At 72.9% G+C, this 22,987-nt stretch carries 21 protein-coding genes and 2 pseudogenes; 12 read left to right on the top strand and 11 right to left on the bottom strand.

Annotated features, from left to right (window positions below; genetic code table 11):
- Positions 1-37: 37 nt before the first annotated feature.
- Positions 38-1,048, bottom strand: a complete 1,011-nt coding sequence (locus tag ACH9EU_RS03705; protein ID WP_396412588.1) for a sugar-binding domain-containing protein — start codon at positions 1,046-1,048, stop codon at positions 38-40.
- A gap of 232 nt (positions 1,049-1,280) precedes the next feature.
- Between ACH9EU_RS03705 and glpD the strand changes: the two genes are divergently transcribed.
- From glpD to ACH9EU_RS03680, 5 genes and pseudogenes are all read left to right on the top strand, one after another.
- Complete coding sequence (gene glpD, locus ACH9EU_RS03700) at positions 1,281-2,924, top strand: glycerol-3-phosphate dehydrogenase (RefSeq protein ID WP_396412587.1); 1,644 nt, start codon at positions 1,281-1,283, stop codon at positions 2,922-2,924.
- Positions 2,921-4,411: a glycerol kinase GlpK gene (locus ACH9EU_RS03695; protein WP_396412586.1), complete on the top strand. Its 1,491-nt coding sequence runs from the start codon at positions 2,921-2,923 to the stop codon at positions 4,409-4,411. Before glpD ends, ACH9EU_RS03695 begins: the two co-directional genes overlap by 4 nt.
- 26 nt (positions 4,412-4,437) lie before the next feature.
- A pseudogene (gene lipA / locus ACH9EU_RS03690) lies at positions 4,438-5,346 on the top strand (lipoyl synthase); the annotation flags it as partial.
- A gap of 53 nt (positions 5,347-5,399) precedes the next feature.
- Entirely contained in the window at positions 5,400-6,116 is a 717-nt protein-coding gene (locus tag ACH9EU_RS03685; RefSeq protein WP_396412585.1) for a lipoyl protein ligase domain-containing protein, read from the top strand.
- Between the two features lie 39 nt (positions 6,117-6,155).
- The gene (locus ACH9EU_RS03680) at positions 6,156-6,614 is read left to right on the top strand and encodes a 6,7-dimethyl-8-ribityllumazine synthase (protein WP_396412584.1); all 459 of its coding nucleotides are present in this window, start codon (positions 6,156-6,158) and stop codon (positions 6,612-6,614) included.
- Positions 6,615-6,733: 119 nt separating this feature from the next.
- On the opposite strand, the gene ACH9EU_RS03675 is transcribed toward ACH9EU_RS03680, so the two are convergent.
- The 5 genes from ACH9EU_RS03675 to ACH9EU_RS03655 all read right to left on the bottom strand — a co-directional run bounded on the left by ACH9EU_RS03675 (position 6,734) and on the right by ACH9EU_RS03655 (position 11,076).
- The gene (locus tag ACH9EU_RS03675) at positions 6,734-7,273 is read right to left on the bottom strand and encodes a ferritin-like domain-containing protein (RefSeq protein ID WP_396412583.1); all 540 of its coding nucleotides are present in this window, start codon (positions 7,271-7,273) and stop codon (positions 6,734-6,736) included.
- Between the two features lie 192 nt (positions 7,274-7,465).
- The gene (locus ACH9EU_RS03670) at positions 7,466-8,494 is read right to left on the bottom strand and encodes an ion channel (RefSeq protein ID WP_396412582.1); all 1,029 of its coding nucleotides are present in this window, start codon (positions 8,492-8,494) and stop codon (positions 7,466-7,468) included.
- A 102-nt stretch (positions 8,495-8,596) separates the two neighbouring features.
- Positions 8,597-9,709 carry an FAD-dependent oxidoreductase gene (locus ACH9EU_RS03665; RefSeq protein ID WP_396412581.1) on the bottom strand — a complete coding sequence of 371 codons (1,113 nt, stop codon included), beginning with the start codon at positions 9,707-9,709 and terminating at the stop codon, positions 8,597-8,599.
- A gap of 68 nt (positions 9,710-9,777) precedes the next feature.
- On the bottom strand, positions 9,778-10,683 hold the full coding sequence (locus ACH9EU_RS03660; protein WP_396412580.1) for an EamA family transporter: 906 nt from the start codon (positions 10,681-10,683) through the stop codon (positions 9,778-9,780).
- A gap of 171 nt (positions 10,684-10,854) precedes the next feature.
- On the bottom strand, positions 10,855-11,076 hold the full coding sequence (locus tag ACH9EU_RS03655; RefSeq protein ID WP_396412579.1) for a hypothetical protein: 222 nt from the start codon (positions 11,074-11,076) through the stop codon (positions 10,855-10,857).
- A gap of 216 nt (positions 11,077-11,292) precedes the next feature.
- Here ACH9EU_RS03655 and ACH9EU_RS03650 point away from each other — a divergent pair, with 216 nt between their 5' ends.
- The 4 genes from ACH9EU_RS03650 to ACH9EU_RS03635 all read left to right on the top strand — a co-directional run bounded on the left by ACH9EU_RS03650 (position 11,293) and on the right by ACH9EU_RS03635 (position 14,815).
- Positions 11,293-12,312, top strand: coding sequence for a DUF368 domain-containing protein (locus ACH9EU_RS03650; RefSeq protein WP_396412578.1), 1,020 nt, complete (start codon positions 11,293-11,295; stop codon positions 12,310-12,312).
- Between the two features lie 233 nt (positions 12,313-12,545).
- On the top strand, positions 12,546-14,042 hold the full coding sequence (locus ACH9EU_RS03645; protein ID WP_396412577.1) for a DUF1538 domain-containing protein: 1,497 nt from the start codon (positions 12,546-12,548) through the stop codon (positions 14,040-14,042).
- Positions 14,039-14,389 (top strand): P-II family nitrogen regulator, encoded by a 351-nt coding sequence (locus ACH9EU_RS03640; RefSeq protein ID WP_396412576.1) that lies wholly within the window; start codon positions 14,039-14,041, stop codon positions 14,387-14,389. Before ACH9EU_RS03645 ends, ACH9EU_RS03640 begins: the two co-directional genes overlap by 4 nt.
- Before the next feature lie 36 nt (positions 14,390-14,425).
- Positions 14,426-14,815 (top strand): CBS domain-containing protein, encoded by a 390-nt coding sequence (locus ACH9EU_RS03635; RefSeq protein ID WP_396412575.1) that lies wholly within the window; start codon positions 14,426-14,428, stop codon positions 14,813-14,815.
- 111 nt (positions 14,816-14,926) lie between these two features.
- Here ACH9EU_RS03635 and ACH9EU_RS03630 read toward each other — a convergent pair whose 3' ends face one another.
- The 5 genes and pseudogenes from ACH9EU_RS03630 to ACH9EU_RS03610 form a co-directional block, all read right to left on the bottom strand.
- The gene (locus ACH9EU_RS03630) at positions 14,927-16,594 is read right to left on the bottom strand and encodes a nuclease-related domain-containing DEAD/DEAH box helicase (RefSeq protein WP_396412574.1); all 1,668 of its coding nucleotides are present in this window, start codon (positions 16,592-16,594) and stop codon (positions 14,927-14,929) included.
- Between the two features lie 121 nt (positions 16,595-16,715).
- Positions 16,716-16,907 (bottom strand): CsbD family protein, encoded by a 192-nt coding sequence (locus tag ACH9EU_RS03625; RefSeq protein WP_396412573.1) that lies wholly within the window; start codon positions 16,905-16,907, stop codon positions 16,716-16,718.
- 123 nt (positions 16,908-17,030) lie between these two features.
- Positions 17,031-17,534 (bottom strand): hypothetical protein, encoded by a 504-nt coding sequence (locus ACH9EU_RS03620; RefSeq protein WP_396412572.1) that lies wholly within the window; start codon positions 17,532-17,534, stop codon positions 17,031-17,033.
- Positions 17,535-17,575: 41 nt separating this feature from the next.
- Positions 17,576-18,535 carry a hypothetical protein gene (locus ACH9EU_RS03615; protein WP_396412571.1) on the bottom strand — a complete coding sequence of 320 codons (960 nt, stop codon included), beginning with the start codon at positions 18,533-18,535 and terminating at the stop codon, positions 17,576-17,578.
- 186 nt (positions 18,536-18,721) lie between these two features.
- Positions 18,722-19,336, bottom strand: a pseudogene (locus ACH9EU_RS03610) (PadR family transcriptional regulator); the annotation flags it as partial.
- 176 nt (positions 19,337-19,512) lie between these two features.
- Between ACH9EU_RS03610 and ACH9EU_RS03605 the strand changes: the two are divergent.
- The 3 genes from ACH9EU_RS03605 to ACH9EU_RS03595 all read left to right on the top strand — a co-directional run.
- Positions 19,513-20,613, top strand: coding sequence for an aromatic ring-hydroxylating dioxygenase subunit alpha (locus ACH9EU_RS03605; protein WP_396412570.1), 1,101 nt, complete (start codon positions 19,513-19,515; stop codon positions 20,611-20,613).
- Between the two features lie 17 nt (positions 20,614-20,630).
- Positions 20,631-21,632 carry a 2Fe-2S iron-sulfur cluster-binding protein gene (locus ACH9EU_RS03600; protein WP_396412569.1) on the top strand — a complete coding sequence of 334 codons (1,002 nt, stop codon included), beginning with the start codon at positions 20,631-20,633 and terminating at the stop codon, positions 21,630-21,632.
- A gap of 14 nt (positions 21,633-21,646) precedes the next feature.
- The coding region (locus tag ACH9EU_RS03595) for an MFS transporter (protein ID WP_396412568.1) at positions 21,647-22,987 on the top strand (1,341 nt) is incomplete at its 3' end.

Genomic DNA, 22,987 nt, shown 5'->3' with positions numbered 1-22,987 from the left:
TGCGACCGGGGCCGTGCCCCTGTCCCCCACCTCGGGCTCAGGACCCCGCGTCCGCGGCCGCGCTCCGCCCGGGGCGCACGGTCAGGTCCGGCTCCGGGCCCGACATGAGGAACTCCGCCGTGTCGGCGTCGGTGACGAGCGTGTCCACCCAGCCGCCGGCCAGGGCGGCCCGGACGGCCGCGTGCTTGCGGCGGCCGCCGGCGACGGCCCAGCGGCGCCGGGCCGACCGGATCTGGTCGAGGGTCACCCCGATCACCAGCTCGTCGAGCCCTCCCTCGACCGGCACGCCGTCCGCGTCGAGGAAGTGCAGGCACACCTCGCCCACGGCGCCGAGCTCCCGCATCCGCGCGAAGTCCTCGTCCGTGAAGAAGTTGTCCCCCGGGCGCAGGGACGGGTCCACCTCGCAGGCGCCGATGCCGACGAGGGCGAGGTCGATGGAGTCGAGCATTCGCAGGGCCTCCTGCGCGTAGACGTCGCGGCGCAGCAGCAGCTCCTTGATCTCCGGGCTGGAGACGACGCCTGAGGTGCGGAGGAAGACTGGCTGGCCCCCGGTGAACGAGGCCAGTCGCTGCGTCGAGCGGGCGGCGTCGTGCTGCAGCTCGGGTGGTCCGAGGTCGCCGAGCATCTCGACCACGCGCTCGGTGCGGGAGCGCAGCGGCTGCAGGACGTCGACCATCAGCCGCAGGGTGCTGCTCCACGACGTGAAGCCGATGGTCGGGGCGTCGAAGGTGATGTCCTGCAGCAGGGACGCCATGGTGTGGGCGAGGTCGCGGCCGAGCTCCTTATCGTCGGTGCTCACCGCGTCGATCACGTGGACCTCGCCGAGTCCGTAGCGGGCCTCCACGCGCTCCTCCAGGTCCGCGTGGATCCGTTGCGGGACCGCGACCACCGTGCGCACGACGGAGACCTCCTCCGCCTGGGCGAGCAGGCGTGAGACGCGGGACTGCGAGATCTGCAGCCGTTTGGCGATGTCCGTCTGGCGCATGCCGTGGGTGTGGTAGAGACGCGCCACCTTGACCATCAAGCGCTGGGCGTCGACATCTTCCATGGGTTCAGGGTTCCTCACGTCGCGGCCACGGGCAGGGGAGTCAGAGGCCCCATTCTAAGCAACCGCAGGCCCGAGCCGGCGCCCCGGCCGGCGGCTCGGGTCTTGACACCCGAACTGTGACGTCGGACACTGTAAATGTCAATGCAAGGCCTGAATAGAAATTCACCAGGCTGGTGCCGGCGGCTCGTGATCGACGGGTTGCTGTCAGTGTACGAACAGACAGGAAACCGACATGGACGACCTGACCATCCCGTTCGACCTCGTCGTGGTGGGAGCGGGGATCAACGGCCTGGGCATCGCCCGCGACGCGGCCTCACGCGGGCTGCGCGTCGCCCTGCTGGAGAAGGACGACATCTGCAGCGGAGTCTCCGCGTGGTCGGGACGGCTGGTGCACGGCGGCCTGCGCTACCTGGAGCACCGCGACTTCGCCCTGGTGCGGGAGTCCCTGCGCGAGCGCGAGCGGCTCTTCCGCCTGGCTCCGCACCTCGTGAAGCCGCTGCGGCTCATCATGCCGCTGTACGCGCACAACAAACGCCCGGCCTGGATGATCCGGCTCGGCATGGTGGTCTACGACGTGCTGTCCTTCGACAAGAAGACGGGCCGCCACGAGATCCTGGACGTCGAGGCGCTGCGCCGGCGCTTCGCCGGCATCGACCGCGCGGGCCTGAAGGGGGCCGCCGTGTTCACCGACGGCCAGGTCGAGTACGCCGAGCGCCTGTGCACCGAGGTGGCCGTGGCCGCGGCCGGCGACGGCGCCGTGATCCGCACCAAGGCCCGGGTCGAGGAGCCGATCATGCAGGACGGGCGCGTGGCCGGCGTGCGCTTCCGTGACACGACCACCGGGCAGCTCCACGACGTGCACGCCCCCGTCGTGCTCAACGTCGCCGGACCGTGGATCGACCGTGTGCTGCGCCGCGGTGCCCCGCCGCAGCCCCGGCTCAACGGCGGCACCAAGGGCAGCCACCTCGTCGTCGACCCGTTCCCCGGAGCACCCGACGACGTCGTGTACTACGAGTCCAAGACCGACGGGCGGCTCGTGCTGGTCATTCCCTGGATGGGCCGCTACCTCATCGGCACCACCGACGTCCGCTTCGACGAGGACCCGGACGATGCCCGGTGCGACGCCGACGAGATGGGCTACCTCCTGGGCGAGGTCAACCAGCTCATCCCCGAGGCGAAGCTGACCCCCGACGACGTCCTGTTCACCTACTCCGGCGTGCGGCCGCTGCCGTACGCCCCCGACGTGGACGAGTGGGAGATCCCCCGCAGCCACGTCCTGCACGACCACGCCCCCGACCTGCCCGGCTTCATCACCGTGGTCGGCGGCAAGCTGACGACCTACCGGCAGCTGGCCGAGGAGGCCGTGGACGAGACCTTCCGCCGGCTCGGCCGGACGAGCCCGCGGTGCGTGACCGCCGAGCTCCCGCTGCCCGGGGTCGTCGGCGACCTCGACGAGGTGCGCCGGTTCCTGACGACCCGCGGTCTGGGCGAGCGCAGCGTCGCCCGGCTGCTCGCCCTCTACGGCGGCAGGGCCCTGGACGTGGTGGCCGAGGCCGAGGACGACCCGCAGCTGCTCGAGGTGGTCCACGAGGGCACCGGGGCCCTGGCCGCCGAGCTCGTCTTCGCCGTCCGGCACGAGTTCGCCCGGACGCTCACCGACGTGCTCGCCCGCCGGGTGCTGCTCGCGTTCGAGCCCGGTCACGGGCTCGAGGTCGCCGAGCGGGCCGCCGCCCTGCTCGGGGAGCGGCTCGGCTGGGACGAGGAGCGGCAGGCCGCGGAGCTGGCCGAGTACCGCCGGTGGCTGACGCGCCTGGCCGTGCCGGGCCGGGAGGAGGGCACCGTGGGGGCCGGCGCGCAGGAGGGCGGCGCGCGATGACGCCCAAGTACGTGATGGCGCTGGACGAGGGCTCGACGAGCGCACGCACCGTGCTGGTGAACCTGGACGGCGAGATCGTCGCGGAGGCGAGGAACCCGGTCGTCCCCACGTTCCCGAGGCCGCTGTGGGTCGAACTGGACCCGTTCGACCTCTGGGCGGCCCAGCGGCGCAGCATGGCCGCCGTGATGGCCGAGGCCGGTGCGGTGACCGATGAGATCGCGGCCGTCGGGCTCACGACGCACCGTGAGAGCTGCCTCGTGTGGGACCGCCGGACGGGCGAGCCCGTCCACCCCGCACTGATGTGGATGTCCAAGCAGACCGACCCGATCGTGGAGCGGTGGCGGGCCCAGGGCCTGGACGAGCAGTTCCGGGCCCGCACGGGGCTGTTCAACGACTCCTTCTTCAGCGCCGCCAAACTGGCGTGGCTGCTCGAGAACGTGCCGGGCGTCCGGGCCCGGGCCGAACGCGGCGAGCTCGCGGCCGGAACGGTCGACACGTGGCTGCTGTGGAAGCTCACCGGCGGCCGTTCGCACCTGACCGACCACAGCGAGGCCTCCCGCACCGCACTCTTCTCCCTCGAGGCCCTCGACTGGGACGAGGCGCTGCTCCGGGCCTGCGGGATCCCGCCGGGCCTGCTGCCCCCGGCCGTGGCCTCCGACGCGCACTTCGGCGAGATGCGCCCCGAGGACGTCGGCCTGCCGGGCTCGGCGGCGGTTCCCGTGACGGCCGTGATGGCCGACCAGCAGGCCGGGATGTTCGGCCAGGCCTGCTTCGAGCCGGGCTCGGCCAAGAACACCTTCGGCACGGCCAGCGTCCTGACCGCCAACACCGGCGACCGCCCCGACGTCCTCGACGGCCTCACGGCCAGCGTCGGCTGGACCGTCGGGGGGACGACCACCTACGAGGCCGAGGGAGTGGTCTTCCACTCCGGGCAGACCCTGCAGTGGATGCGCGAGCGGCTGGGGGTGCTGCGCGAGGGCGACGACATCGTGGAGGTGGCCTCCCGCGTCCCCGACACCGGCGGCGTCTACGTGGTGCCGGCCTTCGCGGGGCTGTGCGCCCCGTACTGGAAGCGCGACGCCCGCGCGAGCATCGTCGGGCTGACCCTGGAGAGCGGGGCCGAGCACGTGGTCCGCGCCGGGGTGGAGGCCATGGCCTACCAGACCCGCGACAACGTCGACGTCCTGGTCGCCTCGGGGATCCCGCTGCCGGAGCTCAAGGTGGACGGGGGCGCGGCGCGCAGCGACCTGCTCTGCCAGTTCCAGGCCGACATCCTCGGCATCCCCGTGTGCCGGCCCGTCGAGCTGGAGCGCACCGCCCTCGGCGTCGCGCAGCTGGCCGGCATGGGCGCCGGGATCTGGCGGCAGGCCGACCTGGAGGGCCACTGGACGCTTGACCGGGTCTTCGAGCCGCGGATGCCCGAGGCCCGGCGCGAGGAGCTCTACGCCGGATGGCAGGCCGCCGTCCGGACGGTGACCGGCGGCTGAGCCGCCAGGAGGAGTGCACGACCACCATGACCGTTTCCCACGAGGGCCGCAGGCTGCTGCGGCTGGAGGCCCGCAACGCCCGGACCCCGATCGAGAAGAAGCCCGAGTGGATCAGGACCCGGGCCCGGAGGGGACCCCAGTTCACCGAGCTCGAGCAGCTCGTGAAGGACGAGGGGCTGCACACGGTGTGCCAGGAGGCGGGCTGCCCCAACATCTACGAGTGCTGGGAGGACCGGGAGGCGACGTTCCTCATCGGCGGAGACCAGTGCACCCGGCGCTGCGACTTCTGCCAGATCGACACCGGCAGGCCGGGGCCGCTGGACCGGGACGAGCCCCGGCGGGTGGCCGCGTCCGTGCGGACGATGGGGCTGCGGTACGCCACGATCACCGGGGTCGCGCGCGACGACCTGCCCGACGGCGGCGCGTGGCTGTACGCCGAGACCGTGCGCGCGATCCACGAGCTCAACCCCGGCACCGGGGTGGAGAACCTGATCCCCGACTTCGGCGGGGTGCCCGAGCAGCTGGACGAGGTCTTCGCCTCCCGCCCCGAGGTGCTGGCGCACAACGTCGAGACGGTGCCGCGGATCTTCCGGCGGATCCGGCCGGCCTTCCGCTACGAGCGCTCCCTGGCCGTGCTCACCCGGGCCCGGGCCGCCGGACTGGTCACCAAGTCGAACCTCATCCTGGGCATGGGGGAGACCCGCGAGGAGGTCGCGCAGGCGCTGCGCGACCTGCACGGGGCGGGCTGCGATCTCGTGACCATCACCCAGTACCTGCGGCCCTCGCCGAGGCACCACCCCGTGGAGCGCTGGGTCCCGCCGGAGGAGTTCGCCGAACTCCGGCAGGAGGCGGAGGAGATCGGCTTCGCCGGGGTGCTCTCCGGCCCGCTGGTCCGGTCCTCCTACCGGGCCGGCCGCCTCTACCGGCAGGCCCTCGAGCACCGGGCCGCGGTATGACGGAGGCGTGCGGCGCCCGGACCGTCGCCGTCGTGCCCGATCCCGTGTCCCGGGACGGGGAGTCCGAGGTCGCGTTCGTGCGCGAGAAGGTCGCGGGCCTGGCCTGCGGCGGGCCTGCCGAGCTGCTCCTCGCCCCGGCGCAGGCGACAGCGGCCTTCAGCCGCCGCGACGCGCTGCTGCCCGGCTTCGGCGCCGCCCAGCAGGCCCTGCGGGAGCACGGCTTCGCGCCGATGCTCCGGCCGGTGGGCGGGCACCTCGCCGTCTACGACGAGGGGTCCCTGAGCCTGCACCTGTGGGCGCCGCACCCCGAGCCGAGGGCGCACATCCGCCGCCGCTTCGAGCTCCTCAGCGGTGCCATGGCCGACGCGCTGCGCGGCCTCGGCGTGGACGCCCGCGTCGGCGCCGTGCCCGGGGAGTACTGCGACGGGGAGTTCAGCGTGAACGCCTCCGGCGCCGCCAAGCTGGTCGGTACCGGCCAGCGCATCACCCGGGCGGGCTACCTGTTCAGCGCGGTCGTCATGGTCGACGGCGCCGAGCGCGTCCGGCAGGCCCTCTCGGCCGGCTACGACCGGCTGGGTCTGGACTTCCGCCCCGAGACCGTCGGCTGCGTCACGGACTCGGTGCCGGGGGCGACCGTCGACGACGTCCGGGACCGGCTGCTCGCGTCCTTCGCCGACGTGCTGGCCCTGGCCCCGGCCCCGGCGCGCGCCGTCCGGTCCGCCGGTCTGCCGCTGACGGTGCCCGCGTGAAAGACTTCTGCCACGTCTTCCGGAAGAAGGGAACCCGCCGTGCCCACTGCATCCGTCTCCTCGCCCCGCGTGGCGATCGTCGCCGCCCGCTGGCACTCCGACATCGTCGACCGTGCCGTCGACAGCTGTGAAGCGAGGCTGAAGGACCTCGGCATCACCGACGTCGAGGTCCACCAGGTCCCCGGGGCGTTCGAGATCCCGCTGCTCGTGCGCCGGCTCGCGCGCTCCGGCCGGTTCGCCGGCATCGCCACCGCCGCCCTGGTCGTCGACGGCGGCATCTACCGCCACGAGTTCGTGGCGAACAGCGTGGTCGACGCCCTCATGCGGGTCCAGCTGGAGACGGACGTGCCGGTCTTCTCCGGCGTCCTGACCCCGCACCACTTCCACGAGCACGCGGAGCACCAGGGGCAGTTCTCCCGGCACTTCGTGACCAAGGGCGAGGAACTGGCGCAGGCCGTCTCCTCGACGCTCGAGGCGCTGGCGGCCGTGCCCCGCTGAGCTGCCCCCTCGGCCCGATCCTGCGGACGTGCCGGGCGCCGTCCTCACGGCGCCCGGTAGGGGTCGGTGATCTCCCGCGGCCCGCTGAGCGCCTCGCGCGGTCGGACCCCGGGCTCGGCTCAGACCGACCCGCCGGCCGCCTCCGGGGCGGCGGAGCCGTGGCGACCGTGCCCGCCGTCGCCCACGCGCTCACGGGCCAGGTAGTTCTCGATGTCGAAGAGGTTGTCCGCCCGGGAGGCGATGTTCACCAGGGTGGTCATGGAGGCGACCTCCTCGACCTGTTCCTTGAGGAACCACAGCATGAACTGCTCCCCGAGCGCGTCGTCCTCCGCACGCGCGGCGGCGAACAGGGCCTTGATCTGGTCGGTGACCTCCTGCTCCTGGGCCAGGGCGAGGGCCAGCGGCTCTCCGACGTCGGCGAAGTCGTTGCGCACCGACCCCACCTCGGGGACGGCCAGTGCCTGGTTCCGGTCCAGGAGGTACCGGACCATCATCATCGCGTGGTTGCGCTCCTCGAGCGACTGGCGGTAGAAGTGCCGGGCCAGCTGCGGAAGGTCCTGGCCGTCGAACCAGACGGCGACGGCGACGTACTGGTGGGACGCGGCGAACTCGTGACCCACCTGACGGACCAGCAGATCGTGGAAGTTGGTGGTGGCCATGGTGTCCTCCTCGCATCGGGTGTTGCGGCATCCGCGGTGTGCCTGGCCACCCGGCGCCGTCGCCGGCGATCCCCCGGGCCGGCACACCGATGCGCAGTTCCGAGAATAGTCCCGCCCGGTCCTGCCTGAAAGACGCCTCGCGGCTGGTGCGCCGCCGCCGTCCCCGGTCCTGCGCCGCGGCACTGCCGCCCCTCAGGCCGAGCAGCAGACGTCGATCTCCGCCTGCGCGAGGCGGCGCCCGCCCACGTAGTACAGCACCGAGCCCCCCGGCAGGGGGGTCTCCCAGTGCGGCTCGAGCAGTGCGCCGTCGTGCTGGACGGCGAGCACGGTGGCGCCGAAGCCGCGGCCCATGGCCTCCTGGACCCGTCCGAAGGTGGTGCCGGCGAACTCGGCGGGCAGCCGGGCGCTGTAGGTGTTCCGGCCGCCGGGGGTCATCAGCTCGGTGTAGACCGCGGCGATGCCCGGGTCCTGCAGCTCCTCCGTGGCCAGGCGCGGCGAGTGCCACTGCACGCACCGCACGTCGTCGTCGACGTAGGAGAAGTTCCGGGCCCGGCCCATGTCACGCAGCGTCACGACCACGTGGGCGTCCGTGTTCACGTGGGTCACCGCCACGGTGAGCGCGAGCGCCTCGTTGTCGTCACGCGCGTCGACGAGGACCCGCGCCGCGCGGTGCACCCCGGCGCGGCGCAGCACGGCCTCGTCCGCCAGGTCGCCGCGGACGAACTCGACGTCAGGGTATTGGGGCAGCGGGTTCTGCGGCACGTCCTCCCACGCGCACAGCGCGATCGGCAGGGTGCCGTCGTCGGTGAGTTCCTCCACCAGCCGCTCGGTGCGGCCCGGCGTGTAGGAGAGCATCACCAGGTGGTCCGACAGGTCGAGGTCGATCCGCCCCATCATGCGTTGTCCCTTCGCGGTCTCGATCGCCGTGGCGATCCGGGTGAAGAGGGTGGTCAGCGTGGCGATGCCGCCGATGATGACGTACACGCCGACGAGGTGGCCCCCCACCGTGGTGGGGAAGAAGTCGCCGTAGCCGACGGTGGACGCGGTGACCAGGAACCACCACCAGTAGTTCTCCGCGGCGGTGATCGTGTTCTCGGACGGCTCCGCCCAGACCATCAGCGGCCAGCTGGTGAGGAACACCGTGACCACGATCAGCAGCGGCAGCCCCCAGGCCCGGGCGCGGCCGAGCCTGCGCACCAGGCGGAAGAGTATGAACGGCACCGGTGGTCTCCTGTCTCCTCGCCGGGGCACCCCCACAGACCCTACGCGGATCCGGGCCGGTGGCCGGCACGCCGTGGACGGACGGGCCGTGGCCCTGGGGCTTCAGCCGGCCGCGCGGCCCAGCCGCTGCCCGGGGCGCAGGTCCTGCGGGACGGTCCCGGTCAGCGCGGTCCCCGCGAGCGCCTCGCCGAGCACCGGCGCCTGCTTGAACAGGTTGTGACCGGCCAGGGCCGTGATCCCGTCCGCGGACCAGATGCCCACGCCGTCGTCGCCCCAGGGCAGCCGCGTGACCCAGCAGTGCACGTGGTCGACCGGGGCGGGCTCCAGGCCGGGCAGGGCCCGCCGGACGTAGTCGACGGTCCGGTCCGCGAGGGCGGCGAGCTCCGAGGGGTCGGCCAGGGCGCCGTCGGGGGCCGCGTCGGTGTCCGCGCTCAGACCCACCGAGAAGTGGCGGCCGTCCGGGTCCGGCGCCCCGTAGGCGCCGGTCTCCCCGAAGGTCCCGCTGCCGTCCTGGAAGGTCGGCAGCCCGGCGGCGGCGGTCCCGCCCCGTGCGGGCGTCGCCCGTGTCGCGAAGGTGAGCCGGACGTGCGCGCCCAGGGCCACCGGAACGTCGATCCCGGCGCCGCGCGCCAGCGCGGCCGTGCCCCGGCCGGCGCACAGCACCACGTGGTCGAACGTCCGCGCGGTGGTCCCGGTGCGGACCTCCACGCCGCCCGAGGTCCTGCGGCCCACCGAGATGACGTGCTCGCGCAGCATGGTCCCCTCGAGCCGGGAGACCAGCGCGCCCACCGCCGCCACGGTCCGGATGGCGCCGCCGTCGACGTCGAGCATCGCGGGGCCCTCGTAGCCGGCCAGCAGGGGCAGCCGGTCGTGCAGCTCCCCGGGGTCCAGCCGGCGCACGGGGATCCCGTCGAACGGCTCCAGGGTGCGCAGCTTGTCCTCCACGCCGTCCCCGATGGCCACGGCGCCGTCCCGGGACACCAGCTCGACGCCGAACTCGTGCTCCCACTCCCGCCACAGGGAGCGGCTCCGGGCCACGAGGGCGACGAGCCGCGGGTCGTCGTGGGCGTGACGGAAGATCCTCGACCGGCCCGCGGACTGTCCGCCGCCGGGCGGGCCGGGCTCGCACAGCGTGACGTCGGCACCGCGTGCGCGCAGGGCATGGGCCGCGGCGAGGCCGACGATGCCGGCGCCGACCACCGCGACCCGGCTCACGGGCCTCCTCCGGTGCGGTTCATGGGGCCATCCCACCACGGGACGACCCCCGGTGAACAGGGGGCTGATCAGTCTCTCCCGGGCCCGGGGTCCGCGCCGACCGCGGCCCTCGGGGCGCCGCCGACCATCACCACGGCGCTCGCGCCGACCACCAGGCCCATGCCCACCAGTTGCAGCACCGTGAGCGCCTGGCCGAGCACCACCAGGCCCGCCAGCGCCGCGGCAGCCGGCTCCAGGCTGAGCAGGATGCCGAAGACCTTGGGCGGGATGGAGCGCAGCGCCAGCAGCTCGAGCGAGTAGGGGACCACGGAGGAGAGCAGCGCGATCCCCGTGCCGGCGCCCAGCACGGCCCACGTCAGGGCCGGGACGTGGACGCTCAGCAGCCCGGCCGGCGTGACCAGGACCGCGGCCACGGCCAGGGCGACCGCCAGGCCGTCGAGGCGGTCGAAGTGCCGGCCGGCCGAACGGCTGCCCAGGATGTAGGCGGCCCAGAAGGCGCCGGCCAGGGCCGCCCATCCGATGCCCACGAGATCCAGGTCCGCCCAGGGGACGCTGAGCGCCCGCGAGATCAGCACGATCCCGGCCAGAGCGGCGGTCACGGCGAGCACGTCCCGGACTCGCCGTGACAGCACCGCGGAGAGGGCGAGCGGGCCCAGGAACTCGACCGTCACGGCCACGCCCAGCGGCAGGGTGGCCAGGGACTGGTAGAAGGAGAAGTTCATCCCCGCGAGCGCCGCGCCGAAGAACAGCCCGGCGCGCCACGCCTCCCGGCTGCGTCCCCGCCACCGCGGCCGGACGAGGAGCACCATGATCGCGGCGCTGATGAGCAGTCGCAGGGTCACCGTGGCCGAGGCGCCGATGAGGGGGACCAGGACCGCGGCGAAGGCTCCGCCGAACTGGACGGAGACGACGGCGGCCAGCACGTAGGCGGTCGGGCGCAGACGGGTGCCGCGCTCGGTCACGAGGGGGTTCACCCGTTCAGGGTAGGGCCTCCCCGGCGGTTCCGGACGCCCGGCGCCCGCCAGGACCAGCGTGCCGGGCACAGGGTCGTCTCCCGCGCCGTGCCACGACCGGCGGCGGAGCCGTCCGGCCCCTCCGGCGCGGAGTTCCTGCCCGAGGGGACCCGCCGGCGCGGCAGGGGCGGCTCAGGCCGCCCGGACCAGGGGCGAGAGGCGCATGCGGCTGCCCTCGTGGGCGAACATCCTCCGGGTGCCGGTCCCCGCCTCGAGGACCCAGAGAACGCCGAACTCCGGGGCGACCTCGCCCACGGTGCCGACGCAGCGCTCGGCGAGCTCGTCCCACACCTCGATGCGGTCGCCCGGCCGGATCGAGGACAGGTCCTGGATCCACTTCTCAGCGGCGATCACGGCGCCACCTCCTGTTCACGTCATGCAGTGCGTACCCCTCCATAGTGATCCCCCGGAAGGGCCGGAAAGGGCCCCATGCCGGGCCGTGCGCCGGGGAGGCGTTTGAGATTGGTCACACCACCGACCTGCGACAATCGAGATCGGTTGATCGACGGGTCGGGACCGCGGCCCCGGTACCCTGGCAAGCGACCCTCTTCCCCCCGCCCAGGAGCAGCCGTGACGCCCTCGCCGACCCCTGACCGTCCCTCGACGCGGTCGACCACGACCGCCGGAGCAGAGGTCCGCCGCAGCATCCCCGGCAACGTCGTGCGCGGAGCCCTCATCGGGGTGGTCGAGACCGTTCCCGGTGTCAGCGGCGGCACCGTGGCCCTCGTGGTCGGCATCTACGACGAGCTCATCAACTCCGCGGGGCACGTCGTCTCCGCGGGACGACGGGCGGTGCTCGGCCCCGACCGGTCCGCCGGCGTGCGGCACCACCTCGCCCGGGTGGAGTGGCGGATCGTGGTGCCCGTGGTGATCGGCATGGTGCTGGCCCTGGGCACCGTGGCCGGCCCGATGAGCCACCTCGTGGACGAACACCCCGTCACCATGCGGGCCCTGTTCTTCGGGATGGTCCTGGCCTCCGTCGGCGTGCCGCTGCGGCTCGCGGGCGGAGCCCTGCGCGCCCGGGACGCGGGTGTCGTGGCGCCCGCCGCGGCGCTGGCCTTCGTGCTCGTCTCCGTCCCGCCCACCACGGTCGCGCCCGCGCCCCTGCTCGTGGTCCTCGCGGCCATGGTGGCCGTCTCCGCCCTGCTGCTGCCCGGGCTCTCCGGCTCCTTCCTCCTCCTGACCGTGGGGCTGTACCAGCCCACGCTGCGGGCCGTGGACGAGCTCGACGTCGGCTACCTCTCCCTCTTCTTCCTCGGCGCCGCCCTCGGCATGGTCGTGGTCGTCAAGGGCCTGCAGTGGCTGCTCGACCGCCACCACCGCGTCACCATGCTCGCGCTCACGGGCCTGATGCTCGGCGCGCTGCGCACCCTGTGGCCGTGGCAGCTCGATGACCGCACGCTCCTCGCCCCGGAGGGGGAGGCCTGGGTCCAGCTGCTCGCGGCCGTGGCCGGATGCGCCGTCGTCGCCCTCCTCCTGGTCGTGGACGCCCGCACCCGGGCGCGCACCGGGCACGGCTCCCAGGAGGAGCTGGCCGGCGTCGAGTCCGGCGAGGACGACGCGCGGCCTTTCGGCGACCCCGGCCGATGACCGCGCGCCCGGGCGGCCGCCGCCCCGAGCCCGCCCCGGTCGCGCCGGCCCGGTCGGGTCCGCAGGTCGCGTCCGCGGACCGTCCCTCCGGCAGACGGGACATCCGGCCGGCCTGACACTCGCGGTGCCTCGACGTCGGGTGCCCTCGATACGTCGGCGCATGGACTGCCGGCCTCGGCCACGTCACACTGGAATCACCGAGCCTCGCCCGCCCGTTCCGGGAGGACGCGCCCATGGAGCACGTCGCGCACTTCCTCAGGGAGTTCCTGCGGGCCCTGAAGAGCCTCCTGCCCATCGTCGCGGTCGTCGTGGTCTTCCAGCTGGCCGTCTTCCGGGAGCTGCCGCACCAGCCGTTGCGGCTCGTGGCCGGCCTGCTGATCGTGGGCGCGGGGATCGCCCTGTTCCTGCAGGGGCTGGATCTCAGCGTCTTCCCCGTGGGCAAGAACCTCGCCAACCAGTTCGCCCGCCGGGGCGCCCTGGGCCTGCTGCTGCCCTTCGGCTTCGCCATCGGCTTCGCCGCGGTCGTGGCCGAGCCCGCCCTGATCGCCGTGGCGGAACAGGCGGAGACGGCCAGCGGGGGCAGGGTGGACGGCCTCGCCCTGCGTCTGGTGATCGCGGTGTCCGTGGGTCTGGTCCTCGTCCTGGGGATCCTGCGCATCCTCCGGGGATGGCCCGTGCACCGGTTGCTGGTCGCCGGCTACGCCGTGGTGCTCGTCGCGACGTACTCGGCCCCGCCCGAGATCATCGGTCTCGCCTACGACTCCGGCGGGGTCACCACCAACATCGTGACCGTGCCCCTCGTCGCCGCGATCGGGATCGGCCTCGCCAACTCCATCCGGGGGCGCAACGTGCTCCGGGACGGTTTCGGACTCGTGGCGCTGTGCGTCATGGTGCCCATGATCGGCGTGCAGCTCTACGGCATCTGGGTCTATCGGTTCGGCGAGGCGGCAGACGCCACCTCGAGCGCTCCGGCCGAGGAGGGGCCGGCGCACTCGGGCCTCGAACTCCTCCTGGGTCTCGGCGAGATGGTCCGCGACGTCCTGCCCATCGTGGCCGTGGTCCTCTTCTTCCAGTACGCCGCCCTCCGCCGTCCGCTGCCGAGGCTCGCTCGCGTCGTCGTCGGCTTCGCGATGGTCGTCGGTGGTCTCTACGCCTTCGTCCTGGGGCTGCGAACGGGCCTGTTCCCCCTGGGCCGGATGATGGCCGAGCAGCTCATCGCGCGGGAGGTGCCGGCTCTCATCCTGCTCTTCACCCTGCTCATCGGCTTCGCCACCACCTGGGCGGAGCCCGCACTCGTGGCCATCGGCCAGCAGGCGGAGGAGGCGGCGCCGGCACAGCTCAGCGCCACGGCGCTGCGCGTGGTCGTGGCCTTCGGCGTGGCGGTCGGCATCACCGCGGGCGCCTACCGCATCCTCGTGGGAGGACCCTTCCACTCCTTCATCATGGCGGCCTATGCTGTCGCCCTCGTGCTGGCGTTGCTGGCACCCAGGTACATCGTCGCCCTGGCCTTCGACCTCGGCGGCGTGACGACGTCGGAGGTGACCGTGCCGCTCGTGACCGCGCTCGGCATCGGCCTGGCGAGTGCCACCGATGGCCGGGACGCGCTGATCGACGGCTTCGGCCTGATCGCCTTCGCCTCCGTGGCCCCGGTGATCGCCGTCCTCGTGTACGCCATGATCCTGCACAGACTGTCCCGCCCGGACCAGGACCCGAAGAAGGAGTCGTCATGAAGTTCACCGCCGTCGTCGTCATCGCCCCCGACGACCTCGAGGACATGGTCATCGAGCGCGCCCAGAGCGCCGGAGCCGCCGGGGTGACCATCCTCGCGGGCAAGGGCATCGGGGGCGAGACGAAGAGGACGTTCTTCGGTCTCACCTTCGAGGGCTCCCAGTCCGTCCTGCTGATGATCGTGGGGCAGCACCTGGCCACGCCCATCCTCAAGACGGTGCACGACGTCCTGGTCGACGGGGCCAGCTCCCGCGGTCTCGCCTTCTCCCTGCCCCTCGAGCACCTGACCGGCATCGACACGCACCAGGTCGCGCGGTTCGAGGAGCACATGCGCCGCGACGGCTTCTGATCCGCGACCGCGCCCATCCGACCCAGGAGGTTCCCCGTGCTGACCGTCAAGGACGTCATGGTGAGCGACGTCATCACCATCTCCCCCTACAGCACCGTGCGCCATGCGCTGACGACGATGCGGACCCGCCAGGTCAAGAGCCTGGTGGTGGAGCCCCAGCACGCGCACGACGCCTACGGCCTGCTCAGCTACAGCGAGCTGCTGCGCACCATCGTCGCCGAGGAGGGGGACGTGGACCTCCTCAACGTGTACGACGTCGCCGTGAAGCCCGTCGTCACCGTGGGCGAGGACCTCTCCGTCCACCAGGCGGCGGCGCTGATGAGCCGGTTCCACCTCAACCGCCTGGTGGTGGTCCAGGGCAACGAGCTCATCGGGCTGCTGGCCATGAACGACATCCTGGCGCGGCTGATCGACGAGCTCACCTGAGCCACGGGCCCTCCACCGCCGTGCCGGCGGGCCGTTCTCCGTCGGCACGAGGCACCGGTTCGAGCGGGCAACGGCCCCTCGCCCGGGCGAGCGTCCCGCCGGGGCCCGGTGTCAGCCCGGCGGCGGGCTCCAGGACTGCCCGGCGTCCAGCGCCGCCAGCAGCTCCGGGCCCGCGGCCTCCGCCAGGACCTCACGGGGCGCGACGACGACGAGCAGGCTCCTGGCGCGGGACATGCCCACGTAGACCATGCGGCGGGCCCGGGCCGGGTCCTGGAACCCGTTGACGGCCAGGACCACGACCGAGCGCTCGAGCCCCTTGAAGCCCAGGACGTGCCCGTAGAGCACGTCCTGCGCCGTGAAGTGCCCGTCCCAGTAGGCGTCGTGGCCCTCCGACTCCACGATCTCCTTCTGCACGGGGTGGCGCCGGCCCGTGGTCAGCAGCGCGATGCGCCCCGGGTCCCAGCCCTCCTCCTGGAGGGCGACCACGGCGTCGTCGGCGGCGTCCAGGACGGCCTCGGGGTCGACGTCCACGAACCGCACCGCCGGCCCCTCGGCGTTGCGGCACTGCTGCGGCTCCCGGGCGAGCGGGGCGAAGGCCTCGGCGATGGTGGCCGTGTTGCGCAGGTTGTCGTCGAGCGGGAACGGGCTGAGGTCGATGGGCGCGTGCCCGTCCCGGTCGAAGATCCGCTGGTGCTCGTCCGTGAAGACGAACAGCACGCCCTCCGCGGGGTCCTCGAAGCACTGCACGAGGGCCTCCCACCACAGGTCGCCGAAGTCCTGGGCCTCGTCCACCACGATCGCGTCGAACCGGTCGGCCGGGGCCCGCTCGGCGGCCAGTTCGCCCAGCCGCAGCGGGAGACGCCGCTCCCAGTGGTCGGCGTCGTCGTCCTGGCCGGTCTCCGCGCCCCACTCGACCGGCAGCCGGTGGAAGAGCCCGGTGTACGCCGGGCGCTCCGCCGCCGGCCACGACCGCGACATGAGCTGGAAGTACCGGGCGAGTCCCCGGGAGTAGCACACGAGCGCCACGCGGTGGCCGTCCCGTGTCATCTGCCGGGCCTTGAGCATCGCGAGGTGGGTCTTGCCGGACCCCGCCCCGCCGATGATCTGCGCCCGGCGCTGGTGGCGGAGCAGGGACAGCGTGCGCTCCTGTTCCCGGGTGAGCAGGTTCCCGGAGTCCTCGAGCTCCCGCGCGAGATCCTGCACGTGCTGCCGCGACAGGTGCGTTCGGCGGAGGTTCTTGACGATGTACTGCACGGTGGCCTCGTCCGGTGGCTCGTGGGCCCGCGTGCTGCGGCGCAGGAGCTGGTTCAGCCGCCCGGCGATGCCGGCGAGGTCACCGGCGTCGAAGAGCCGGTCCCGCGGGGCGTCGGGGACGTCCCAGTCGCGGGGCAGCCGGGTGTAGGGCAGTGCGGCGCAGAAGGTGGTGCGGCCGGCCCCGCGGGACAGCCGCGGATTCAGGTAGTCGAGCAGCGCGTGCATCCCGGTGCGGGCCTGCTCCAGGGGAGAGCGGTGCAGCCGGTGCTCGCCGTCCCGGCCGGACTGGCGCCAGCAGCCGTCGCGGAGGGAGACCCGCCCGCCCTTCACCTCGATCACGGCGTTGCCCACCCCCGGCCAGAGCACCAGGAGGTCGAGCTCGGCCTCGACGTCGTCCCCGGTGATCCGCTGGCCCGAGACCAGCACGGCGTCGTCGGGAAGCTGCTCGTGCAGGGCCTCCCACACGGCGCGCTCCGCCCCGGAGCCGTGGGGGAAGTCGGGGGACTCCGGGAACGTCTGGGGCATGCCGCCAGGCTAGCCCCGCGGCCCCCTCGGGCCGGGGACGGCGGCGGGGCGGGCACACCGGAGGGCCCCGGCGTCGCGTGCGACACCGGGGCCCTCCTGGTGGTTCGAAGGCGGAACCGTCCTACTGCATGCCTTCCTTGAAGTTCTTTCCCGCGTCCTTGACGTGCTCACCGGCCTGCTTCGCACCGCCGGCAGCCTTGTCCGCCTGACCCTCGGCCTGCAGATCACGGTTGTCGGTGGCGTCGCCGATCTTCTCCTTGGCGCCGCCGGTGGCCTTCTGCGCGGCATTGCTGATCTTGTCTCCGAGTCCCATGGGCTCTCCCTCCGGTCGGTGAACAGGTGCTACCAGGGTAGACCTGTCAGCATGCTGAAGGAATAGCGGGGGCCGGGTCGGAAGCGTGTTCCCCTGTGGGCGAACGGTCGGCGGGGCGGGCGGTCAGCGCTCCGGCAGCTCGAGCCCCGCCCCGGCGACGCGCTCCCGCAGCCAGCCGGGGATCCTGCGGTCCATCCGGCGGTACCGGGCCAGGTGCCGCCGCCAGTCCTCCGAGGCGACGGGGGCGGGGGAGTGGGCGGGGAGGACGGGGTCGTCGTCGTAGTTCAGCACGAGCTCGACGCCGGGGCGCATCCAGCGCTGCGGCGACACGGAGACGATCAGGGTCGCGGAGAACCAGGTGCCGTCGACGAGGTCGGCGTAGTCGTCCTGCAGCGCCCGGACCAGTCGCCGCGGGGCGCAGCACAGGCCCGTGGTGTCCACGGGGTGCGGGGTCGTGGCGGTGCCGCGGATCTCACGGACCTGGAGGCGGAGGTTCCGGCCCACGCGGACGGCGTCCAGCACGAGGGCGTCCCAGCCCGGCTCGGACCCGTGGGTCCGCACGAGCCACCGGGCCAGCCGGTCGATGGTCCTCCGCTGCCGCGGGGTCCGGAGCCTGTCGTTGCGCACGGCCACACGCTAGCAACCGGCCGGTCCGGGTCCGCGCCCGGTCACTGGTACGAGACGAACCACGGCGTGGGCTCCACCGCGAAGGTCTGCTCCGGGGTGAACGTGGGCAGGTCCTCGTCGTAGAAGTTCTTCCACGCCATCCGCATCCCCTCGGGCAGGCCCTCCTGGAGCCGGTGCCAGGTCCCCATCTTCAGCTCGGGGGTGCCGTGGCCGTCGGCGTGCAGCACGAGCGCGAGCTCCGGGTGGGAGGTGTCCACCAGATGGCGGTTCGTGATCATCGACTCCGCGAACTGGTGCAGGACCACGAGCTTCTGCGGCAGCTCGTTCTCCCGGGTGAGCTGGGCGAGCCACGACGTCGTGGCGTTGATCTCGGCGGCGTCCACGGTGCCGATCTGGACCATGTGGTGCTGCCAGGGCGCGAGCCGCCACTCGGGGTCCAGGGCGAGCCCCACGTTGGGCAGTCTCAGCAGCTCCTCGTACTGCCGGGCCTGGCTGAGGAAGTCCTGCCGGCCGGGCTGGAGGTCGAGCACCACGTAGACGTCGTGCGCGGCGGCGGCCTCGACGTACGGACGCAGGTCCTCGACGCTCATCTCCTCCGAGTAGTCCCCGTCCGGGCCGGCCTCGGCGGAGGCCGTGGTCGCGATGATCTCGAACGCGGGGATCACCGGTTCCTCGCTGAAGGGCTCGTAGTGGGCGGCGAGCGCCCTGGCGCGGACGGCCGACTCCTCGGGGCCCTGCTCGCCGAGCACGCCCAGGGCCGGGGTTCCCGGGCGGCCGTAGAGGGCCACCATCCGGCGGCCGGGGAACAGCTCGGTGCCGCCGCCGATCAGTTCGGCGGGCTCCTCGGGTGTGGGGGACGGGCTCGGCGAGGGCGACGACGCCGCCCCCGCGCTCGCCGGGGATGCCGTGGGCGTCGCCGCGGGGCCGCCGCCGCAACCGGTCAGGAGCACGGTCATGACGAGGGCGGCGGCGAGAGCGTGGAGCGGTGGCACGGGGTTCATCGTCCGTCCTCGGGCGGGGGTGGGGGTTCGCCCAGCCTACCCGGGGCGCCGCGGCGTCGGCCGGCGGTGAGGGGTGTCGGGCCCGCCGGGGCCGCTCCGACCGTCGGCAAGGCCCTGACCGTCGGCGAGGCCCGTTCCCCCGGGGTCGTCCCGGCCGCCGGCCTGCCCCTCGGCGTTGTCCGGCTCCCCCGGGGTGCCGGACCCGGCCGGCTCGCCCGGTTCGCCCAGCTCGGCCAGCAGCCGCAGGCCCTGCTCGGCCCACGCGATCTCCTGCTCGGCGCGGGCGACCTGCCCCGCGTAGGCGAAGATCTTGAACCGGGTGATCCGCTCCCACTGGTCCTCGGGATAGGCGGCCAGGCGGCGGGCGAGCGTGGGGCTCGTGCGGTCCTCGAGGGCCCGGATCTGCTCGAGGGCCTGGGCACGCTGCTCCCGGTAGTGCTCGATGTGGGCGCGCAGCTGCGCGGCCGCGGCCCCCGGGGCGGCCCACTCGAAGTAGGCGGCCTTGAGGTGGGCGGGGTCCCGTTCCCGGACGTAGCCCAGCGGCTGGTCCTGCCACTGCCGCAGGGCGCGCTCGCCCTCCGGGGTGATCGAGTACTCCGTCTTGGTCGCGCCGCGGGAGCCCCACGGCACGGGCCGGCTGGCGAGCAGGCCCTCGGCGTGCATCTTCCGCAGCTCCGGGTAGATCTGGGAGTCCGGGGCGTGCCAGACGTGCCCCACGGAGGAGCTGAACTGCTTGACCAGGTCGTAGCCCGTCAGCGGGCCCGAGGACAGCAGCGCCAGCAGGGCCGAACGGAGGGTCACGGACGGGTCCTTCCGGGAGGTGGGGCGTCGTCCTCCCGAGCCTAGCGAAACTGTCGCGGCCCACCCTCTTGCGACTCACTATGAACATAGGTAATGTGTGGTCCACGCCACTAAACCACTATGTAGATAGTTAGTCAGGCTTCCTGCCACCGGACCGCTCAGCGAAGGACCGCACCATGACCGTCTCCGCGACGAAGACCACCACCGCCAAGCTCCTGGCCGCCCCGCTCGACGCCTGGTACGTGGCGGGATGGGACCACGAGATCACCGCCAAGGGAATCCTCGCCCGCACGGTCGCGGGCCGGCCGCTGGCGCTCTACCGCACCGGGGAGGGCCGCGCCGTCGCCCTGGCCGACGCCTGCTGGCACCGCCTCGCCCCGCTGTCCCAGGGCAAGCTCATGGGCCGTGACGAGATCCAGTGCCCGTACCACGGGCTGCGCTACAACTCCGCCGGACGCTGCACCTCGATGCCGGCCCAGGAGACGCTCAACCCCTCGGCCACCGTGCCCTCCTTCCCCGTGGTGGAGCGCTACCGCTACGTGTGGGTCTGGCTCGGCGACCCCACGAAGGCCGACCCGGCCCTCGTGCCGGACATGCACCAGCTGGACAGTCCCGAGTGGGCCGGGGACGGCGAGACCATCCACGCCCCGTGCAACTACCAGCTGGTCCTCGACAACCTCATGGACCTCACCCACGAGGAGTTCGTGCACAGCTCCTCGATCGGGCAGGAGGAGCTCTCCGAGTCCGAGTTCGAGACCACCCACGACGAGCACTCCGTGACCGTGACCCGGTGGATGCACAACATCGACGCCCCGCCGTTCTGGCTCAAGAACATGCGGGACAAGTTCCCGGGCTTCGAGGGCAAGGTCGACCGCTGGCAGATCATCCACTACTACTTCCCGTCCACGATCTGCATCGACGTCGGGGTCGCCGAGGCCGGGACCGGCGCCCCCGAGGGCGACCGGTCGCGCGGGGTCAACGGCTACGTGATGAACACGATCACCCCGGAGACCGAGCGCTCCTGCCACTACTTCTGGGCCTTCATGCGCAACTACCGGCTCGAGAGCCAGCTCATCACCACGCAGCTGCGCAACGGCGTGCACGGGGTCTTCGGCGAGGACGAGGCCATGCTGCAGGCGCAGCAGGCCGCCATCGACGCCAACCCGGACTACGAGTTCTACAACCTCAACATCGACATGGGCGGGATGTGGGTGCGCCGGCTCCTCGAGCGCGCGCTCGAGGCCGAGGGCCGCCTCGCCGCCCAGCCGACCGCCTGAGCAGGAGGAGACCCACCGTGGCCGATTCCCACCACATCGTCTGGCAGCGGGCCGTCGTCGACTCCGTGGCCGACGTCGCCCAGAACATCCGCCGCATCGTCCTGCGCCCGGAGCACCCGTGCCCCGTCCGGCCGGGCGAGCACGTGGACGTGCGCACAACCGTCGACGGCGAGCAGCACGTCCGCTCCTACTCCGTGGTCGACGCCGCCGAGGACGGCTCGCACCTCGCGCTCAGCGTCTTCCGGACACCCACCTCGCGGGGCGGCTCCGTGTTCATGCACGGTCTCGAACCGGGAATGGTCCTGGAGGTCACCCAGCCGCTGCAGAACTTCCCGCTGCGGGTCGGGGCGCCCTCCTACGTGCTGCTCGCCGGCGGCATCGGGATCACCGCGATCGCGGCGATGGCCGCCCTCCTGCGCCGCCTGAAGGCGGACTACCGCCTCGTCTACGTGGCACGCTCCCGGGACGCGATGGCCTACCTCGACGACCTGGCGGCCGTGCACGGGGACCGCTTCGAGGTCCACGTCGACGCGGAGGGCACGTCCCTGGACGTCCACACCCTCGTGGGCTCGGTGCCCGAGGACGCCGAGCTGTACATGTGCGGGCCCATCCGGCTCATGGACGCCGTGCGCCGCGCCTGGCTCGAGCGCGAGCTGGACCCGACGAACCTGCGCTACGAGACCTTCGGCAACAGCGGCTGGTTCGAGGCCGAACCGTTCACCGTGCGCATCCCGCGCCTGGGCGTGGAGGCCCGCGTCGACTCCGACGAGTCCATGCTCGAGGCCCTCGAGCGCGAGGGGGTCGACATGATGTCCGACTGCCGCAAGGGCGAGTGCGGCCTGTGCCAGGTCAAGGTCCTCGAGCTCTCCGGCCGGATCGACCACCGCGACGTGTTCTACTCCGACCGGCAGAAGGAACCCAACTCCCGGATGTGCTGCTGCGTCTCGCGCGCGGTCGCCGCCGATTCGGGCACCGTCCCGGCGCCCCGTCCCGCCGTCCTCACCATCGACGTTCCCTGAGAGGCTTCCGACCCATGGACATCAGACACCAGATCGACGCATCGAAGATGTCGTCGTACCAGTGGCTCATCATCGCAGTGGCCACCTTCCTCAACGCACTGGACGGCTACGACGTGCTGGCCATGGCCTTCACGGCCACGTCCGTGACCGAGGAGTTCGGCCTGACCGGCTCCCAGCTGGGCTGGCTGCTCAGCGCGGGCCTGATCGGCATGGCCGTCGGCTCGCTGGTCCTCGGCCCCTTCGCCGACCGCCACGGCCGGCGGAAGATCCTCATCGTGGCCCTGGCCATCAACGCCCTGGGCCTGTTCCTGTCCACCACCGCCGGCTCCGCGTTCGAGCTGGGCCTGTGGCGGGTCGTCACGGGCCTGGGCGTGGGCGGCATCCTCGCCACCGCCACCGTCATGACCAGCGAGTACGCCAGCGCCCGCCGCCGCGGCATGGCCATCAGCATCTTCACGGCCGGCTACGGCGTGGGTGCCACACTCGGGGGCATGGGGGCGACCCAGCTCATCCCCGCCTTCGGCTGGCGCTCCGTGTTCCTCACCGGCGGCCTGCTGACCCTCGTGGCGATCGCCCTCGTGGTCGCCGTGCTGCCCGAGTCCGTCGACTACCTCCGCACCCGCCGTCCGGCCGACGCCGTGGAGAAGCTCCAGCGGATCGCCCGGCGCCTGCGCCTCGAGGGCGACGTCGAGCTCGGCCCAGCCCCCGTCCGCAGCGGCCGGCAGCAGGGCAGCGTGGCCACGCTCCTGAGCCCCAGGTACCGCACCGCCAGCATCCTGCTGTGGATCTCGTTCTTCGTCATCATGTTCGGCTTCTACTTCGCCAACTCCTGGACGCCGCGCCTGCTCGTGGAGTCGGGGATGAGCGAGCAGCAGGGCATCGTCGGCGGGCTCATGCTCACCATGGGCGGCACCTTCGGCTCGCTGCTCTACGGGGCGCTCACCACCCGCTGGGACGAGCGGCTGACCCTGATGGCCTTCACCGTGCTCTCCGCGGTGACCCTCGTGCTGTTCATCACCACCACCTCCCTGCCGCTGCTGGCCTTCGCCTCCGGCGTGGTGGTCGGGATGCTGATCAACGGCTGCATCGCCGGGCTCTACACCGTGGCTCCCATGACCTACGAGCCCGGCGTCCGGACCACCGGCGTCGGCTGGGGGATCGGTGTCGGCCGGGCCGGGGCGATCCTCGCGCCGATCGCCGTCGGCGCCCTGCTGGACAGCGGGTGGAGCCCCACGCAGCTCTATCTCGGGGTGGCCGTCGTGGTCGTCCTGGCGGCCGTGGCCCTGCTGAGGCTGCGCCCCTACCGGGAGACGGCGGAGGACCGCGCCGGCACGCGCAACGACCAGCCGACCGCC

Origin of the sequence: Kocuria rhizosphaerae, from assembly GCF_044462265.1 — a bacterium.
GTDB classification, from domain to species: Bacteria; Actinomycetota; Actinomycetes; order Actinomycetales; family Micrococcaceae; genus Kocuria; species Kocuria rhizosphaerae.
The sequence above is the reverse complement of the archived record's forward strand: the minus strand, read 5'-3'. Positions and strand labels throughout refer to the sequence as shown.

Coding starts and splice junctions, on each gene's coding strand:
- ACH9EU_RS03625 (WP_396412573.1), bottom strand. CDS start 16,907: ATGGGACTCGGAGACAAGATCAGCAATGCCGCGCAGAAGGCCACCGGC.
- ACH9EU_RS03640 (WP_396412576.1), top strand. CDS start 14,039: ATGAAGTTCACCGCCGTCGTCGTCATCGCCCCCGACGACCTCGAGGAC.
- ACH9EU_RS03630 (WP_396412574.1), bottom strand. CDS start 16,594: ATGCCCCAGACGTTCCCGGAGTCCCCCGACTTCCCCCACGGCTCCGGG.
- ACH9EU_RS03705 (WP_396412588.1), bottom strand. CDS start 1,048: ATGGAAGATGTCGACGCCCAGCGCTTGATGGTCAAGGTGGCGCGTCTC.
- ACH9EU_RS03695 (WP_396412586.1), top strand. CDS start 2,921: ATGACGCCCAAGTACGTGATGGCGCTGGACGAGGGCTCGACGAGCGCA.
- ACH9EU_RS03615 (WP_396412571.1), bottom strand. CDS start 18,535: ATGAACCCCGTGCCACCGCTCCACGCTCTCGCCGCCGCCCTCGTCATG.
- ACH9EU_RS03675 (WP_396412583.1), bottom strand. CDS start 7,273: ATGGCCACCACCAACTTCCACGATCTGCTGGTCCGTCAGGTGGGTCAC.
- ACH9EU_RS03645 (WP_396412577.1), top strand. CDS start 12,546: ATGGAGCACGTCGCGCACTTCCTCAGGGAGTTCCTGCGGGCCCTGAAG.
- ACH9EU_RS03605 (WP_396412570.1), top strand. CDS start 19,513: ATGACCGTCTCCGCGACGAAGACCACCACCGCCAAGCTCCTGGCCGCC.
- glpD (WP_396412587.1), top strand. CDS start 1,281: ATGGACGACCTGACCATCCCGTTCGACCTCGTCGTGGTGGGAGCGGGG.